The sequence below is a fragment of the Chelativorans alearensis genome, assembly GCF_010993735.1.
GTDB classification, from domain to species: domain Bacteria; phylum Pseudomonadota; class Alphaproteobacteria; order Rhizobiales; family Rhizobiaceae; genus Chelativorans; species Chelativorans alearense.
Genome location: NZ_WQNI01000014.1, coordinates 105,671 through 120,152, shown reverse-complemented (window position 1 = coordinate 120,152; position 14,482 = coordinate 105,671). Strand labels below are relative to the sequence as shown.

The window sequence follows — 14,482 nt, the reverse complement described above, 5'->3', positions numbered from 1 at the left end:
CACGCCGGAGACCAGCTTGAGGACGAGACGAGCGAAAGTGTCAGCGATTGGCCGGCCCTATCGGCCTGCTGCCCGGCAGCTCCGCGCGAAACGCCAGCCAAAGGGACACAATTGGAACGATCAGCCACTGCAGCAGCGGAGAAATCCCGACATTAACATATGGCAGTACCGGCATTCTTGCGTCGTAGCTCCAACGCGCCAACACATGAATGGAAACCCATTCGATCACCACAGTCAGGAGAAATCCGGTCAGAACGGTCGCGACCACAAAGGCGAAACGGGCGTAAATGGCCAGAAGGGCCTTCTTGCAAGCCACCATCCCGCGAGAATGGCTGCTCCGGCAATGGCGATGTCGCCCAACGTGCATTGGGCGATATCCGAAACAATCTGCAGAGGCGATCCTGAGCGCCAGAGAGTGTAAAGCGGCGAATGGGCAATCTCCCCCAAAACGCATGGAGAATTGCCGACGACGACAGATAGACAAGCCAGAAACGCCTTCCCATTTGTTCTGGACTTGATGTCGCCACATGGGTCACATCGTGGCCCTAGCCCCTGTTACTTTTGGGGGCCGGATGGTACCGCCAGTAGCCGCTACAGGGTCAAGATACCCTTGTCCTTCGAAGATTCCTGCAGGATTGACGTGGCCCGATGATTTCCCGCCGTTTCGGAGGAAGTCGCCTGCGGATCATCGCTGCGAATACCGTCCCCAGACCAGTTCAGGCAGGAAGGAAAGCGCCACGAGCCCGAAGATGGTCCAAAGGGTCAGGCTCAATCCGTTCGGGCCGAGCGGAACCAAACCCCAACCGTGGACGGCAACGACGATCGCCCCCGCCAGCAGGACCGGGCCCGAGAAATAGCAGTGCCGGCGGCGGCAGCGCCGGACATTGAGCACGCAGCCAAGCCCCATCCACGCCAGCGCCGCGGCCCAAACCAGCGCCGTCGCCGGCCGCGAAAGCGGCAAGAAATCGGTCAGCACGCCGGCGGCGATTGGGATCACCCACCAGATCGCGATGCTGATCGGGCTTCGCGCCCAGTCCACGGCTGACGGCTTCGGCAACTGACCGGTTTTGGCAGTATTCATGGTTATCCTCCGTCATCTCAATGAGGGCCGGCAGCTCCATCACTGACACGCATCCATCTCGGCGAGGACCGATCCGGATGGCGCCGACACTTACGCCATCGCTTTTCGCCGCCGAGTCAGCTCGGCCTGGAACAGATGCGCATTGGACCGCTTGCCGATATCGAAGGCTGCGTCGAGCGAGAGCAGGATGGTCGCGGGTTCCGTGTGCTTCGCCTGCCAGCGCTCGCCGGAGGCGCGCGAGACGAAGAAGAAAATGTAATGGCAGGAAGTTGCCATGAGGCGCGCCGCCGATGATTGATCCCACGTGTCGGGACGTCCCATGGACACAACGATGTCGGCCGGCTCCGTGGAGATGATACCTTCGGGCGACACGGTGAGACGCATCGGTTCGTTCGATTCGGGATCGCGCGACTCGATCTCGGCGGTCTCGCCGAGGAGTTCCGGGATGAACAGGCTGTCATACGCACACCACGTCCAGAGCTTGCGTCCCTTCACTGTGATCTGGTGGGGCGTCGGCACTACCGAGAGCCCCCAGAATCCGACGATCCGATCTCCCTTGTCTGTGTGGATGAGGGGGTGCAGAGCGGAGTCCCTCATGAGGGCTTCCGCCGCACCGAAGGTCGTGCCGAGCGCCTGCGCCAGCCGAGAGCAGGTCACGGCTTCGCCTTTCGCCAGCTCTCGAAGGAGAACAATGCCGGCGTGCTGTTCGGTGAGCGAGAACACTGGGAGCGATTGCGCTGCCAACTCCCACAAATCGTCATGAAGCGTTTTGTCGTTGCGTGTCATGGTGACATGTCTCCTTTTCGGAACGACCGGCGGGTCGTCATCCAGCGGCATCTCACTGCAAACGGAAGCGTCCGTCTTGAAGCGGATTAGCGCTTAAGCAGCCAATTGCCGCGGAGGAGCAAAATAGCGAGCGCGGAAGGCACCCGGCGACATGCCGACCAGCCGCCGAAACGTGTTGGTGAAGTGGCTCTGATCCGCAAAGCCGGCGTCGAGCGCGATTTCGGAGAGCAAATCCTGCGAAGCCGTCAGCCGATGGCAGCCGAACTCGATCCGCCGCTGGCGGATATAGTGGCCGACCGTACAGCCGAAGCGTCGGCGGAACTCGCGGGCGAGATGCACGTGGTGGACGCCGGCCGTCCGCGCCAGGCTCTCGAGCGTGTGATGGCGGCGAAATTCGTCGTGGATCTGCTCCTGGACGCGCGCTAGCCATGACGGTGGGGCATCACGCACTTCAAGGCCCGGCCGACCGCCAAGCTCGCCAAGCAGATCGAACAGGGTGTTTGCTATGGATGTGGAAGACAGATCGTCTTCCAACGCCAGTTCGCTCCGCAGTTGGAAGGCAAGCCAATGGGGCGGTAGTCGGCGCGTAGCATTCAAGCGTTCGAAGTCCAGGGTGTCGGCGGCGACCCCAACGACAGTTGGATCGATATCGACTGTCAGGCAAAGACTGCCGGCGTCCGAGACGCGGGCGCCATAAATCTCTGCGGGCGGCTGGAACATAAGGGACGCCGGACCACAGGTGAGCCGTGTGTGGCCCCAATCCGCCTCGTAGCCTCCCTCGAGCGTGAGGCAAATCCGTGCCCACGGCAGCGACTCCGCCGAGATGAAGGCGGCCGCGCAATAAGCGGTTTCGTGAACCCTGAATCCGGTTGCGTCGAGCGTTTTGAGCGGATGCACGCAATCGACGGGATTTAGATCATTCATAACATTCGCTACGTCGCGCAGCACGAGAGCTGCTTGACGTCCTTTGTGAAGGTGATGACGGCGGGTCTCAATTCCGCGGCCTTTGTCAGATGGGGATGGAAGGTCTCGACGAGATCGTAAACTCCGAGCCCGAAGCAGGTGGCGAGCGTCGCTTCCTGAATGATCTCTCCGGCCTTGGCGACCAAAATATTGGCCCCGAGCAGCTTGCTGGCGTCCTGGGCGACAACGTCAAAACGTCGATTATGGCGCATATGCCGGGTCCTTGGTATTGGTCCGCCAGTGCCCATCCAATCTTCCTAGACCATCGAACTGATGTCGGATGCAAAGCTGGGGTAGGCGAAGATGAGTCCCTTGATCTTGTTCGCGGTCAGACCTGCGGTCATCGCCATTGCGAAAAGGTTGATCTGTTCCTCGGCACCGGGGCCGATGAGGTGCGCGCCCAGGATCTTTCCGGTCCCCTTTTCGACCAGAACCTTGTAGGCGGTGTGCCTGGCGCCGACGCGCAGTGACGAGTACCAGCCCGCCGTCTTGTCGAAATGGGTGTCGAAATCCAATCCCCTGTCGCGTGCTGCGGCTTCGAAAAGACCGACAGAGGCTATCTGCGGCAGCGTGAAGACGACGCTTGGGATCGGCGGATACTTCACCTCCCGCTCATCCTTGCCGGCAAGCAGGTTCTTGCCGGCGATCCGGCCTTCATTGGCTGAGACGGGAGTCAGGTTCGGGCCGCTGTCCGCACAATCGCCCGCGGCGAAGATGGCGGGGTTGGTGGTCCGCATGAAGCGGCTGACCTTGATGCCCTTGCGGCTATACTCAACGCCCGCCGCTTCGAGATTGAGATGGTCGATATGGGGCACGCGACCGGTTGCGTGAACCACCAGATCGCAGCCGACAGTCTCAACGGCTGTCGGCGTCTCGTAGGTGACCGCGAAACCTGTGCCATTCTTCTCGATCTTCAGAACCTTGGCCTCCGTGCGCAGATCGATGCCGAGATCGGCTGTGGCTTCGGACAGAATCGCGACCAGGTCCGGATCGAAATTCCCCAGCGGCCGCTCCATCATTTCCAGAACCGTCACTTCGCGCGCGCCCGCACGCTTTGCGATATGGGCGAATTCCATCGCGATGAATCCGCCGCCAACGAACACCACCCTGTCGGGCCGTTCCGGCAACGCGAGGAAATCGGTGCTGGTCGCCAGCAATTCCTCGCCGGGGATGTTCAGCGTCATTGGCCGGGCGCCGGTGGCGATATGAAAGTGCCGTGCCGACAGGGTTTCGCCATTCACCTCGATCCTGTCGCGCCCGGTGAAGCGCGCCTCGCCGTGCAACACGGTAATGCCGGCCTTCTCAAACCCGCCCTCGATGCGGCCGGGCATCGCATCGGTGAATGTGCGCTTGAAGGTGATCATGTCCGGCCAGTTGACGGCGGTCTGGGATTCCAGCCCCTTGCCGGCGAGGCTGCGGGCCCATTCGACCCCCTCGGTCACGGCGATCAACATCTTTTTCGGGTCGCAGCCCCGCAACGCGCAGGTGCCGCCGAAGGGCAGGCTGTCGATGCTGGCGACCGACCAGCCAGCCTTGGCAGCCATCCGGGCGACACCGTTTCCGCCCGTCCCACCGCCGATCACGATCAAATCGAAACTTCTGGTATTGCTCATGGTTTTGCCCTTTCAGCCCGTTGCAACTGCTGGACTGCCTTCTGTTCATGAAAGCTGCCACCGGTTCTGGCGAAAGCCTATTTATGCTGGCCATGGAGGGGATGCGTGACGGCACCGTGGCGAACATCGCTGGCGCTCGATTGCGCACTATGGCGCCACAGAATGATTCCGATGACGGCCAGGACCGTACCGGCAAACCAGAAGAAGCCGCCACCGACAAGCCAACTGGCGAGGCCGGCAAAACTGATCGCCCGGGTCGCGGCAAGCACCAGTGCGCCGCAGCACATGATATGGGCTACCAGCAGCCCTGCGATACCATAGCCGTGCGAAGGTTCCATTTTTCCTTCCTATCCGGCGCAGCAGGACAGCTTCGCCACGTCCTTGCCAAAGCCCTGCGCGGCGAGTTTCAGCCCTTCGACCGTGGTGAGATAGGGAAAGATCGTCTCGCCGAGCTCCCGTGTCGTCATGCCGTGCTTGATGGCCAGCACCACCGTCTGGATGCTGTCGGCGCCCTCGGGCGCCAGGATCTGGCCGCCAAGCAGACGATCGGTCCCGGCATCGGCGACCAGCTTGATGAGCCCGCGCGTGTCGCGCGCTGCCAGCGCCCGCGGCACCTGGTCGAGCGAGACGATCGAGGTCTTGGTCGTAAAGCCTGCGGCCTTGGCAGCCTGCTCGGTCAAACCGACGCCGGCGACCTGCGGATCGGTAAAGGTCACCCAGGGCATGGCCGCGTTGTCATAGACGAGGCCGTCGCCGTTCAGGGCGTTTTGTGCCGCGAGCTTGGCACCGTAGGCCGCCATGTAGACGAACTGGTCGCGGCCGGTGACGTCGCCGGCAGCGTAGACGCCAGGCTTCGAGGTGCGCATCCGATCATCGACCACAATGCCACCATTGCCGGCCAGAGTGACACCTGCCTCGGCAAGGCCGAGGTCACTGGTATTTGGCGACCGCCCGGTGGTGACGAGAACCTGTTCGGCACCGATCAACTGCTCCTCGCCATCGACGGCCACGGTGAGCTCCACTCCGTAATCTGTCTGCACGATTCTGCGGTAGGCGAGGCCCATCGCTGTGGTGATCCCTTCATCGCGGAGGTAACCGATCAGGGCCGCTGAGACTTCCGGCTCGGCTTCCGGCAGCAGGCGACGGCGGGTTACGAGCATCACTTCCGTCCCGGCACGTGCGAACATCTGCGCCAGTTCGCAGCCGATATAGCCACCGCCGATCACCAGCAGCGAGCGCGGCAGTGTTTTGAGTTCGAGTGCTGTCGTGCTGGTGAGGTAGGGTACGTCCGCGATACCGGGAATATCCGGCAGTGCCGGCGAAGAGCCGGTCGCTATGATGATCTTGCCGGCCGAGATCGCGGCGCCGTTCACGAATACGCCCTGTCCGTTCAGGCGCGCAGGACCCTCAAGATAGGCAATCCCGTTATATTCGGGCAGCAGGTCGACATATTTCTTCTGCCGCAAGAAAGCGACCAGATCGTCCTTGGCCGCGATGAGACCTGCCCAGTCGACCACGTTGGCCTCGCCGGCAAGGCCAGGGAAACGATGCGCGGCGCGTGCCCCGTGCAGCGCCTCGGCGGCGCGGATCATCGTCTTTGACGGCACGCAGCCGACATTGACGCAGGTGCCGCCGATCGTGCCGTGGCCGACGAGCGCGACCTGCGCGCCCAGCTCAGCGGCCGTGATCGCGGCCGAAAAGCCGGCGGAACCGGCGCCGATCACGGCGAGATCATAGCGGCCATTGGCCTTTGGCGCACAGCAATCAGACATGGGAACTCCCTCAGTGTTTTCCGTTATGGGAAGGCGGCCAGCGCCGCCATAGATCGTAGCCGACCACGGCAACGAAGAGGACGAGAAGCGGTGTTAGCACGTAGATCGTCGTGCCCGTCAGCACCGAGACACTGATAAGGCCGGTGGCGATCAACAGGGCAGGCCCAATGCAGCACACGACCGCAATAACCATGCCGGCCAACCCAAGGCCAAAGAGCGACTTGTCGCTCATGGCTTCAGCTCCCTATGGGGCGGGCCGGATATCCCCGTTGCGTCGGCGCAGCTGCAATGGCCTCGATTGTGGTAGCGGCCGGGTCATAGGCCACAGTGACCTGCTGGCTGGCAACGTCGACCGTAACCGACCTGACACCCTCGACCCGTTCGATCGCCCCGCGCACGATAAACAGGCAGGACGCGCAATACATGTTGTCAACGGCAAAGGTCTGCAGCCGTTCCGACGCCGCGACCTGTGTCAGCACAGCCTGGCCGGACGACGTCGGCACGGAGGGGCCTGACCCCGTCGATGCGAAAGCCAGGATGGCAAGCCCGCCCACGCCAAGTATGGCGGCGGCAACGGCGATTCTCGCGCGATTTCGCATGTCCTTTCTCCTTTTGCGGGTCGCCAAGGGAACGAGCGCCCGCACCAAGGTTCCTATTCCATGAAGGGTACACCCTGTATCAAGTACAGGGTCAAGCGACTCCTCGACGAAGAAAACACCCGCGGCATCGAAACTGCGTGCAGCGCTTGGCTTGGCCGAAAAGGGGGGCCGCAAAACGGGGATGTAGGCCGCGTCGATGGGCTGCCTCAACCGCCAGCGTTCAAGGCGAGCCTTGAAGGGTATCCGGCGTTCGTGGTGGCGTTGATGAGGGCGTCAACATTGGTGACATCATCATCGAAGACGACGGTGGCGCTTACTGGCGGCGACGCGCTGTAGTTCTCCACCACATCCACGCTTGCAACGCCCGGCACCCGCTGCAACACGGAACGCACGATGGGGGCGCACAAAGCGCATGTCGCATTTTCCACACCCAAGGTGACCGTTCTTTCTGCAGCATAGCCAGTGATAGGCGAGAGCATTGCGAGGGACGCAACAGTGATGGCCGCGAGGCGAACGAAGGAAAGCTTCATGTTTTCTTCTCCTTCCAGTTGGGGCCGATCAGAGGAAGTAGACGGCGAGACGGGGAAATGCATAGGCGATGGTGACAAGGACCGTAGCGGTCCAAAGGCCGATCCTTGCGATCCGGGTTGACCTCGGAGTGGCGCAGTAGCTGCCCTCGGCGCAGGCTTTCTTTGCCTTCCAATAGACCGCGTAATAGCCGTAGCCAAGGAAAGCCAAGGTCATCGCGATGAAGTAGGGCTGGTAAGGTTCCAACGCCGTCAGATTACCGATCCAGGCGCCGCTGACGCCAAACATGAAAAGGGCAAAAGGCAAGACGCAGCAGCTCGATGCTGCAATCGCGCCGAGAATTCCTCCGACAGCGGCCAGTTTGGATCCCCTGACGGCACTTTCGCCACCGTCGATCCCGCGCGCCGGATCCAGGGAGGCGTCGTGTGCATCATTCATCATCCAAACCTCATGACAGTTGCCAATCCGCATGGTACATAACGCCTGTATCAACTACAGGCTCAAGACGGAACTAGCCCCATGGCGAAACACACTTCCGTGAACGGGTTGCAGCGCAGCGTGCTTTCCAGGCGAACCGGCTGCCACCTCGAGACCATTCGTTACTACGAGAACATCGGCCTCATGCCGGAGCCACCGCGCAGTCCAAAGGGGTATCGTCTGTATGACGAGACCCATGTTCAGCGCCTGCGCTTCATCCTACGCAGCCGCGAGCTTGGCTTTGGCATCGATGAGATTCGCGGCCTGCTGGATCTCGTCGATCGCAAGGCTCAGACCTGCGCCGAGATCCAGGAACGGACAAAACCGCATCTGGCGGAAATCAGGGCCAAGATCGCCGACCTTCGGCGCATCGAAAGGCTCCTGGCCCGGACCATGGCGCAATGCTCGGGCGAAGACGTGCCGGAATGCCCGATCCTTGACGCGCTCGCTGCCTGAGGTCGATGGTTGCGTCGGTGCTGCGACGAAGTGTGTCGCGAGAAACAGAAGCAGCAGGAATTTCAGCTATCAAACGAGGGGGCGGAAGTTGCAGCTGGCGGCGATGAGATCGCGTTGGCAACCGAACTGAATGCTGGGCAGCGGCGAGATGCAGCGACCCTTCCGGTCATCGCTTCTGTATGACGAGCTTCCACGCAACTGAGACATTCGCGGCGCCGGACACTTTGACTATGCCGAGCGAGCGCGGCCGTTCTTATCGAAAGTCCCGTGGCTTAGGCGGCTTAATCGGCATAGTCTCCCGCTCGGGATAAAATCCTTATTGACACAGACAGCGGGTTCGCCGCCCAGTCTGCACCCCTGTGGGAACTTCTGCTCTCCGCAAGGGCCGGCCTTTCGCCGAACCATTATACGCACCCACGTGCCGACGTTTCCAGAGGAGCGGGTGTATTTTCGGCCTGATCGGGGCCGATCGGTCCTACCGCTTTCGGACTTTGCACCAGGTTAGCTGCCGGTCGCTATAACCGCAGCCTGGGGAAGGCGGGCCGTACATGGCAGGCAGCTTGGCCCAACGTATAGGCTCAACGGAGCATGGGATCCGTAAGATCAATGGAAAAGGACTTGAGCGCTTGACCACTATCATAGCGAACCGAGATGTTGATGACGCCTTCCTTTCGATCGCCGGTTGTGATCACGACGGCCTCGTCCCCAGTCCAGCTGATGTTGCCTGCACCTGGATCGGCCGCCCGGAGACGTTCGGTAAGAAGACCCGAATGTGGCTCCACACGGTCCCCGATCAAGCGATGCAGCGTCACGGGTTCAGCACGATTCCAACGCGCGACATAAATTTCGTCCTGATAGGAAAATACGTCCATGACCCAATCGAATGGCAGCGGGATCGCCGTCAGGACAATTTCGCCATCTGGCTCACGCCCGACAGCATAGAGCTGTCACGTCTTTGTACAATCCGTCCAAAAAATGCTGCTGAGCGGCTGGTTGAGGCCGCGTCAAACGCTGATTTGATCCTCGGCTCCGTCAAGATCTTGCCACCGCAGACAACCTCGTAATTCAAAGCCTGCTTCGTAGTCTTGTGGGTGGGATCCAGGGCGTATGCTTGGTCCCCGAGCATGAACGGACTTCTTATCTCGAAATCGAACTCATGGAGGTTCGTGGTTACGCCGGTTTCAACCTCGTAGTCGATCAGATGGTACTTGTTATATCGTCTTTGAACGACGAGAAAATGGCCTGGTCGGTTCGGAACCGCCCTCAACGCCGTAAACGCGGAGGCATTCCGCCGAAGCAACCGCCGCGATCCATCCGTCAGGTCGACAAAATACGCATTGGCACTGCCGTTGTCTCCCTGCGTCGGTACGATTGCGCCAAATATGGGATAGTTCACATCCGAGTTGTGAAGCGCGACAGACGTCCTGTAGCCCAGGGGCGTCGGCTGGTTCCCATACAGCAACCACACGAAAGCTGCGAGGAGCAGGAGGGGAAGGAGCAACAGGAGCGTGAAACCGGATTTCATATGGGGTTGCGATATCGTTGATCGAGGTTCCGGTCCGAAGGGGCAGCAATCACCAATGATTACATCCACCGCTACCGCGTTATATGAATCGCTGCAAGTCAAAGTAGCGACGAGGATCTCTGCTTCTTATGACACGCGGCATGGGTCTGAGTGTTCCCTCCTGGGGTAGTCGTTGCAGGCACCTGGTGGCATGGATCACGTTTATCGTAGATAACGGCGCAGAATTGTCGCACGTTTTGGGGGGGCTTGCGACCATCCAACCTAGTTTGAGATCGGAATCCGATAGATCGTTCCATCGCCCCAAGCGGCGGTGAGCAAAGAGGCCCCGTCAGGAGCGACTACCAAGCCGACCGGGCTTCGCAGCCCGTCCGCGATGGCACGAGATTGCCCATTCGGCAGAATTTCCCGCACGGTCGTTCCGCCATAATCTACCACGAACACGCGGCCGTCTGTCGTCATTGCTACGCCGGGGCCGGGCGTGCCAAACTCCTCGCCGGCCTCCATGCGCGCGCCGTCCGCGCGCAGGATCGTAACTCCGCCGCCGATGTTGGACACGACATAGCCATTGTCTGGCGTCTGGACCGCCCCGACCGGCGTTTGCTCCGTCGATGACGGGTTCCAGATTGCCATTCCCGGTCACGGTGAGGATCTGGTTGGTGCGGCGGTTGGCGATCAGCAGCCGGCCTGACCTGTCGAAACTAAGCCCGGCCGGCGTTACAAGGCCGGTCACATGACGCTGCGTTCTCCTGCCGGCGTGAAGCGATAGACTTCATCGCGCGAATAGGATGCAACGTAGATCGCGCCATCAGGGCCTACCGTCAGCCCGGAGGGGCGGAAAGCCCATCTGCGAACGTGGTGCGATTTCCGGCAGGATCGATGCGTGAGACACGGCCCGCGCCCCATTCCGCCACGAATAAGTTCCCCGCAGCGTCGAAGGTCATGCCGACCGGCGAGCTAAACCCGTCCCAGAGCTTTTCAGGTGTGGCGGGGTTTGCGCATGCAGCGGTCGGAGCTGCAACCGGCAAGCCGGAAATCGCGACGAGTGCGAGAGCGCCGGTGGCGGTCAAGGTGCGAAGAAAGTTCATCATGCCGCTCCCTGCTGCTGGGCGGGAAACCGGGCGGTGAATACTTCCTTGGCCGCGAACAGTCCGTTGAGCGCCGCAGGAAAGCCCGCATAAACCGCCATCTGCATGATGATTTCGGTGATTTCGTCCTTCGTCAGCCCAACATTCAGGGCCGCTTCTATGTGGACCTTCAATTGCGGGGTTGCGGTTCCCATCGCGGTCAGCGCCGCGATTGTGGCGATTTCGCAGGCACGCAGATCAAGGCCGGGACGGCTGTAAATGTCGCCAAATGGAAATTCGAATGGGTAGCTTGCGAAGTCTGGGGCGATGTCGGCCAGAGCGGCAATGACGTTATTGCCTGCCTCGCCGTCGATTTCAGCGAGCGCCCGCTTGCCGCGCTCCAGCCGGCTTCCGACGTTGGGGGATTGGTGCGTCATAGTCTTTCATCCTCTGATCCTTGCCGGCATATCCGGCAATCTTGGTGTCGAGGACGAGAAGACAGGTTTGCAGTTCGACCACATGGGCGCGGACACGCTCGCGGTGCTGTTCAAGCAACGCGCTGCGTTCCGCTTCCGTGCCGACGCCGCGCTCCCGCAAAGCCGCGTAGCGCAGCATCTCCCGAATAGGCATTCCGGTCGTTTTGAGACGGTCGAGAAATTCTATCCAGATCAGGATTGATGCGTCGTAGTCACGTTGGCCCGATTGGTCCCTGTCGGCATGGGGAAGCAGCCCGATCCGCTCATAGTAACGGATGGTATGGGCTGACAGTCCCGAACGCTTCGCCAGTTCGCCAATCTTCATGAACGCCCTTCTTTCGTCACGACGCACAGGAAGCTACAACTTAGAGTGCACTCTAAATCAAGAGGTGATATCGCGGAAATTCGAAACTAGGGAAGCGCTGATTTCGGGGGACACCCTGTCGCAAAAGTCAGGCGCAAAAATCGCGTTCGCGCGAGACTTCTGCGACATTCAAAATCGGTCAAGGGCGGCGCCGCATCCCAAGGCTCCTTCTCAACCAGGAGCCTTGAATCAAAACACGCAACCATGTCACCCGTTTATGAGTTTACGGCCTATGGGCTGTCCAAAGGATTGTGCTCGACGAGATCGACGCAACGAAACTGTTGGAAGCCATACACGACCAGGCTTGTTACTGGGGAGACCCCGGCTGCGGCAGCGGCTCCGAGTGACGCGGCTTTTCCTGCTCGACGATGCGGAAACGCACCGGATCTGATGTCCAGTCGAAGGGAAGCGGCAGGGGGGCGACACAACCGGTCGCCATCGTTTGCCCCTCTGCGTTCTGAACTTCGAACACGATGCCCGGCCGTTCCATGCTGGCACATTCAGGCCAGCGGTCGAAATCGATCCATTCACCCATGACTTTGCTCCCCCACCTCAGAGGTGGAAATCGCTGTCGACAAGGACCGAGACGTTGAGGATCTCGACCTGAAAGTCAGCGGTGCTGTTGCCATCGGTGTCGCCTGATAAAACGCCATTGACGAAATTGAGTTCGCCGGCCTTGCCAGTGAATGCCTTCCCCCCGATAAAGGAGAAGGCCTGATTGCCACTGGCGGTGCTGTCCGCATCCATGCCCCTCAGGTCAATCGTATCTCCACCTGAGACGAAGTCGTTGATCCTGTCGTGGGCGGAGGGCAGCGAGTTGCTTTCCTTCCGAAAGACATAGATATCGGCGCCGGCGCCGCCAACCAGAAGTTCTGAACCAGCACCGCCGATCAGGGTGTCATTGCCGCCGGAACCGTAGAGTCGGTCATTGCCGCTACCGCCGTAGAGCCGATCGTTGCCCGCGCCGCCATTGATGCGGTTGGCCGCCGCATCGCCCACCAGCAAGTCGGCGTGGCTGCTACCGATCAGGCCTTCGATGGAGGCGTAGCTGTCGCCCAATGCGTCGCCGCTGTTCAGCGATGGCTTGTTAAGCCGCGCCGTCACGCCAGCTGTGGCGCCGGCATAGCTGCCGTAGTCGAAGCCAGTGCCGCCGTCGAGCTTGTCCGCCCCTGCCCCACCGACAAGCACATCGTTGCCGCCGCCGCCGGAGAGGCTGTCATTGCCGCCGCCACCATAAAGCCGATCATGTCCCAGACCGCCGATCAGCGTATCGTTGCCGCCAGCACCGTAGAGCCGGTCATTGCCGGCACCGCCATTGATGCGGTTGGCCGCCGCATCGCCCACCAGCAAGTCGGCGTGGCTGCTGCCGATCAGGCCTTCGATGGAGGCGTAGCTGTCGCCCAATGCGTCGCCGCTGTTCAGCGACGGCTTGTTAAGCCGCGCCGTCACGCCAGCTGTGGCGCCGGCATAGCTGCCGTAGTCGAAGCCAGTGCCGCCGTCGAGCTTGTCCGCCCCTGCCCCACCGACAAGCACATCGTTGCCGCCGCCGCCGGAGAGGCTGTCCTTGCCGGCACTGCCATAGAGGCGGTCTCTTCCGGCACCGCCGATCAGCGCGTCATTGCCGCCGCCACCGTAGAGCGTGTCGTTATCTGCGCCGCCATAGAGCTTGTCGGCGCCGGCACCGCCAACCAGCACATCCTCACCACTGCCGCCCGAAAGAACGTCGTTGCCGGCGCCGCCCCACAATTTATTTGCTGCGCCGTTGCCGACGATCTTGTCGTTGCCCGGCCCGCCCTTGGCATTCTCGATCAGTGATCGCGTATCGTTGCCGTAGAGCAGCGCGTTGGCGATGTTCCCGGCAGCAATCTTCGAACCGTCATAGTGTAGCTTGGCAAGCTGCTCGGAAGAGGTAGTCGTCCATTTGCCTGGCCTCAGGTCAACCGCGAGATCCGTTGAATATTTGGAAAAGTCATAGGTGTCCTTTCCGCCACCGTCCCAAACTGTGAGGAAGATGCGATTTGCGCCCGGCGCGCCTTGGCCCGTGCCGTTGATGAACATCTCGCCGGTGGTCGGGCTCCAGGAATAGACGGTACTGCCGCTATTGGTGCTGTAGTCGGCGCCGTAGAGGTGCTGCAGCGCGGCGATGTCGTACATCATCAGCGACTGGGCATACCCCCATTGCTCGTTTGTGTAGCCACCCGTGGTCGAGGCTCCGACATAGGAACGGTAGCTCATCACGGTATATTCCATGGAATCCCGCTCCACCGGCATGACGTTGTCTTCATGCGCGTGCTCCAAGCCCACCGCGTGGCCGGCTTCATGCAGGAAGGTGGTGAAGGCGTAGTTGCCCTTCTGTGAATTGTCGTAATAGCCCCGGGACTTGTTGAACCACATGTCACCGCCCTCGGCGAGCGTGGTGGGGAAGTAAGCCCAGGCAGTACTCGGCTTATCCGACATGGCAAGCCGTAGATCCCCGTGTTGTGTGACGGTCTCCGCGATCTCGGTAAAGATTACGTTGGAAACCGAAGAGAAAAGATCGAAGGTGGCGCGCGCAGCGGTCTGCTGGGCCACATTCAAGGCCCCGAAATTGTCGCCCGGCTCGCCATAGCCGTAGCCCGCGCCGTAATAAGAGGCACTGGCGGGGAAGCTGTAGGTCAGCTCGAGGGTCGCCCATTTGACGCCGCCGAGAAGGCTGTCGATATAGGCGTCCCCGCTCAAGGTGTAGGTCGTCGTTGCGGGCATCGGCTTTCCAATCCATTCTGCTGTTGACGCTGTAGC

General features: G+C 61.0%; 21 protein-coding genes. 1 reads left to right on the top strand and 20 read right to left on the bottom strand.

Annotated features, from left to right (window positions below):
• Window positions 1–40 precede the first annotated feature (40 nt).
• From GPJ75_RS21390 to GPJ75_RS21335, 12 genes are all read right to left on the bottom strand, one after another.
• Complete coding sequence (locus GPJ75_RS21390; protein WP_163271133.1) at window positions 41–319, bottom strand: hypothetical protein; 279 nt, start codon at window positions 317–319, stop codon at window positions 41–43.
• Between the two features lie 366 nt (window positions 320–685).
• Window positions 686–1,081, bottom strand: coding sequence for a hypothetical protein (locus GPJ75_RS21385; protein WP_205602602.1), 396 nt, complete (start codon window positions 1,079–1,081; stop codon window positions 686–688).
• Between the two features lie 90 nt (window positions 1,082–1,171).
• On the bottom strand, window positions 1,172–1,867 hold the full coding sequence (gene merB / locus GPJ75_RS21380) for an organomercurial lyase (protein ID WP_163271131.1): 696 nt from the start codon (window positions 1,865–1,867) through the stop codon (window positions 1,172–1,174).
• A 93-nt stretch (window positions 1,868–1,960) separates the two neighbouring features.
• A complete protein-coding gene (locus GPJ75_RS21375; RefSeq protein ID WP_163271129.1) occupies window positions 1,961–2,815 on the bottom strand; it encodes a helix-turn-helix transcriptional regulator in 855 nt (284 codons plus the stop codon).
• Window positions 2,800–3,042: a hypothetical protein gene (locus tag GPJ75_RS21370; RefSeq protein WP_163271127.1), complete on the bottom strand. Its 243-nt coding sequence runs from the start codon at window positions 3,040–3,042 to the stop codon at window positions 2,800–2,802. Before GPJ75_RS21370 ends, GPJ75_RS21375 begins: the two co-directional genes overlap by 16 nt.
• A 45-nt stretch (window positions 3,043–3,087) precedes the next feature.
• Window positions 3,088–4,443, bottom strand: coding sequence for a dihydrolipoyl dehydrogenase family protein (locus tag GPJ75_RS21365; RefSeq protein WP_163271125.1), 1,356 nt, complete (start codon window positions 4,441–4,443; stop codon window positions 3,088–3,090).
• 77 nt (window positions 4,444–4,520) lie between these two features.
• Window positions 4,521–4,781 (bottom strand): hypothetical protein, encoded by a 261-nt coding sequence (locus tag GPJ75_RS21360; RefSeq protein WP_163271123.1) that lies wholly within the window; start codon window positions 4,779–4,781, stop codon window positions 4,521–4,523.
• Window positions 4,782–4,790: 9 nt separating this feature from the next.
• Window positions 4,791–6,215: a mercury(II) reductase gene (gene merA / locus GPJ75_RS21355; RefSeq protein ID WP_163271121.1), complete on the bottom strand. Its 1,425-nt coding sequence runs from the start codon at window positions 6,213–6,215 to the stop codon at window positions 4,791–4,793.
• Window positions 6,216–6,225: 10 nt separating this feature from the next.
• The gene (locus tag GPJ75_RS21350; protein ID WP_163271119.1) at window positions 6,226–6,447 is read right to left on the bottom strand and encodes a hypothetical protein; all 222 of its coding nucleotides are present in this window, start codon (window positions 6,445–6,447) and stop codon (window positions 6,226–6,228) included.
• A gap of 4 nt (window positions 6,448–6,451) precedes the next feature.
• On the bottom strand, window positions 6,452–6,814 hold the full coding sequence (locus GPJ75_RS21345; protein ID WP_163271117.1) for a heavy-metal-associated domain-containing protein: 363 nt from the start codon (window positions 6,812–6,814) through the stop codon (window positions 6,452–6,454).
• 206 nt (window positions 6,815–7,020) lie between these two features.
• Window positions 7,021–7,344 (bottom strand): cation transporter, encoded by a 324-nt coding sequence (locus tag GPJ75_RS21340; protein WP_163271115.1) that lies wholly within the window; start codon window positions 7,342–7,344, stop codon window positions 7,021–7,023.
• A gap of 28 nt (window positions 7,345–7,372) precedes the next feature.
• Window positions 7,373–7,783 carry a mercuric transporter MerT family protein gene (locus tag GPJ75_RS21335; protein ID WP_246249175.1) on the bottom strand — a complete coding sequence of 137 codons (411 nt, stop codon included), beginning with the start codon at window positions 7,781–7,783 and terminating at the stop codon, window positions 7,373–7,375.
• Between the two features lie 96 nt (window positions 7,784–7,879).
• Between GPJ75_RS21335 and GPJ75_RS21330 the strand changes: the two genes are divergently transcribed.
• On the top strand, window positions 7,880–8,275 hold the full coding sequence (locus GPJ75_RS21330) for a MerR family transcriptional regulator (RefSeq protein ID WP_163271213.1): 396 nt from the start codon (window positions 7,880–7,882) through the stop codon (window positions 8,273–8,275).
• A gap of 578 nt (window positions 8,276–8,853) precedes the next feature.
• Here the strand turns inward: GPJ75_RS21330 and GPJ75_RS21325 are convergent.
• The 8 genes from GPJ75_RS21325 to GPJ75_RS21290 form a co-directional block, all read right to left on the bottom strand.
• Window positions 8,854–9,147 (bottom strand): hypothetical protein, encoded by a 294-nt coding sequence (locus GPJ75_RS21325; protein WP_163271113.1) that lies wholly within the window; start codon window positions 9,145–9,147, stop codon window positions 8,854–8,856.
• Between the two features lie 29 nt (window positions 9,148–9,176).
• The gene (locus tag GPJ75_RS21320) at window positions 9,177–9,800 is read right to left on the bottom strand and encodes a hypothetical protein (protein WP_163271111.1); all 624 of its coding nucleotides are present in this window, start codon (window positions 9,798–9,800) and stop codon (window positions 9,177–9,179) included.
• A gap of 261 nt (window positions 9,801–10,061) precedes the next feature.
• Window positions 10,062–10,430, bottom strand: a complete 369-nt coding sequence (locus GPJ75_RS21315) for an SMP-30/gluconolactonase/LRE family protein (protein WP_163271109.1) — start codon at window positions 10,428–10,430, stop codon at window positions 10,062–10,064.
• 188 nt (window positions 10,431–10,618) lie between these two features.
• Complete coding sequence (locus GPJ75_RS21310; protein ID WP_163271107.1) at window positions 10,619–10,888, bottom strand: SMP-30/gluconolactonase/LRE family protein; 270 nt, start codon at window positions 10,886–10,888, stop codon at window positions 10,619–10,621.
• Window positions 10,885–11,301, bottom strand: a complete 417-nt coding sequence (locus GPJ75_RS21305; protein ID WP_163271105.1) for a carboxymuconolactone decarboxylase family protein — start codon at window positions 11,299–11,301, stop codon at window positions 10,885–10,887. Before GPJ75_RS21305 ends, GPJ75_RS21310 begins: the two co-directional genes overlap by 4 nt.
• Entirely contained in the window at window positions 11,240–11,665 is a 426-nt protein-coding gene (locus GPJ75_RS21300) for a MerR family transcriptional regulator (RefSeq protein ID WP_163271103.1), read from the bottom strand. Before GPJ75_RS21300 ends, GPJ75_RS21305 begins: the two co-directional genes overlap by 62 nt.
• 346 nt (window positions 11,666–12,011) lie before the next feature.
• A complete protein-coding gene (locus GPJ75_RS21295) occupies window positions 12,012–12,239 on the bottom strand; it encodes a hypothetical protein (protein ID WP_163271101.1) in 228 nt (75 codons plus the stop codon).
• 17 nt (window positions 12,240–12,256) lie between these two features.
• A complete protein-coding gene (locus tag GPJ75_RS21290; RefSeq protein WP_163271099.1) occupies window positions 12,257–14,446 on the bottom strand; it encodes a M10 family metallopeptidase in 2,190 nt (729 codons plus the stop codon).
• Between the last annotated feature and the right edge of the window lie 36 nt (window positions 14,447–14,482).

Excerpts from the sequence above, each read along its gene's own strand:
- GPJ75_RS21315 (WP_163271109.1), bottom strand. The coding sequence starts at position 10,430 with ATGGCAATCTGGAACCCGTCATCGACGGAGCAAACGCCGGTCGGGGCG.
- GPJ75_RS21340 (WP_163271115.1), bottom strand. The coding sequence starts at position 7,344 with ATGAAGCTTTCCTTCGTTCGCCTCGCGGCCATCACTGTTGCGTCCCTC.
- merA (WP_163271121.1), bottom strand. The coding sequence starts at position 6,215 with ATGTCTGATTGCTGTGCGCCAAAGGCCAATGGCCGCTATGATCTCGCC.
- GPJ75_RS21350 (WP_163271119.1), bottom strand. The coding sequence starts at position 6,447 with ATGAGCGACAAGTCGCTCTTTGGCCTTGGGTTGGCCGGCATGGTTATT.
- GPJ75_RS21335 (WP_246249175.1), bottom strand. The coding sequence starts at position 7,783 with ATGATGAATGATGCACACGACGCCTCCCTGGATCCGGCGCGCGGGATC.
- GPJ75_RS21360 (WP_163271123.1), bottom strand. The coding sequence starts at position 4,781 with ATGGAACCTTCGCACGGCTATGGTATCGCAGGGCTGCTGGTAGCCCAT.
- GPJ75_RS21345 (WP_163271117.1), bottom strand. The coding sequence starts at position 6,814 with ATGCGAAATCGCGCGAGAATCGCCGTTGCCGCCGCCATACTTGGCGTG.
- GPJ75_RS21310 (WP_163271107.1), bottom strand. The coding sequence starts at position 10,888 with ATGATGAACTTTCTTCGCACCTTGACCGCCACCGGCGCTCTCGCACTC.
- GPJ75_RS21385 (WP_205602602.1), bottom strand. The coding sequence starts at position 1,081 with ATGAATACTGCCAAAACCGGTCAGTTGCCGAAGCCGTCAGCCGTGGAC.
- GPJ75_RS21290 (WP_163271099.1), bottom strand. The coding sequence starts at position 14,446 with ATGCCCGCAACGACGACCTACACCTTGAGCGGGGACGCCTATATCGAC.
- GPJ75_RS21365 (WP_163271125.1), bottom strand. The coding sequence starts at position 4,443 with ATGAGCAATACCAGAAGTTTCGATTTGATCGTGATCGGCGGTGGGACG.
- GPJ75_RS21390 (WP_163271133.1), bottom strand. The coding sequence starts at position 319 with ATGGTGGCTTGCAAGAAGGCCCTTCTGGCCATTTACGCCCGTTTCGCC.
- GPJ75_RS21325 (WP_163271113.1), bottom strand. The coding sequence starts at position 9,147 with ATGGACGTATTTTCCTATCAGGACGAAATTTATGTCGCGCGTTGGAAT.
- GPJ75_RS21320 (WP_163271111.1), bottom strand. The coding sequence starts at position 9,800 with ATGAAATCCGGTTTCACGCTCCTGTTGCTCCTTCCCCTCCTGCTCCTC.
- merB (WP_163271131.1), bottom strand. The coding sequence starts at position 1,867 with ATGACACGCAACGACAAAACGCTTCATGACGATTTGTGGGAGTTGGCA.
- GPJ75_RS21305 (WP_163271105.1), bottom strand. The coding sequence starts at position 11,301 with ATGACGCACCAATCCCCCAACGTCGGAAGCCGGCTGGAGCGCGGCAAG.
- GPJ75_RS21370 (WP_163271127.1), bottom strand. The coding sequence starts at position 3,042 with ATGCGCCATAATCGACGTTTTGACGTTGTCGCCCAGGACGCCAGCAAG.
- GPJ75_RS21295 (WP_163271101.1), bottom strand. The coding sequence starts at position 12,239 with ATGGGTGAATGGATCGATTTCGACCGCTGGCCTGAATGTGCCAGCATG.
- GPJ75_RS21300 (WP_163271103.1), bottom strand. The coding sequence starts at position 11,665 with ATGAAGATTGGCGAACTGGCGAAGCGTTCGGGACTGTCAGCCCATACC.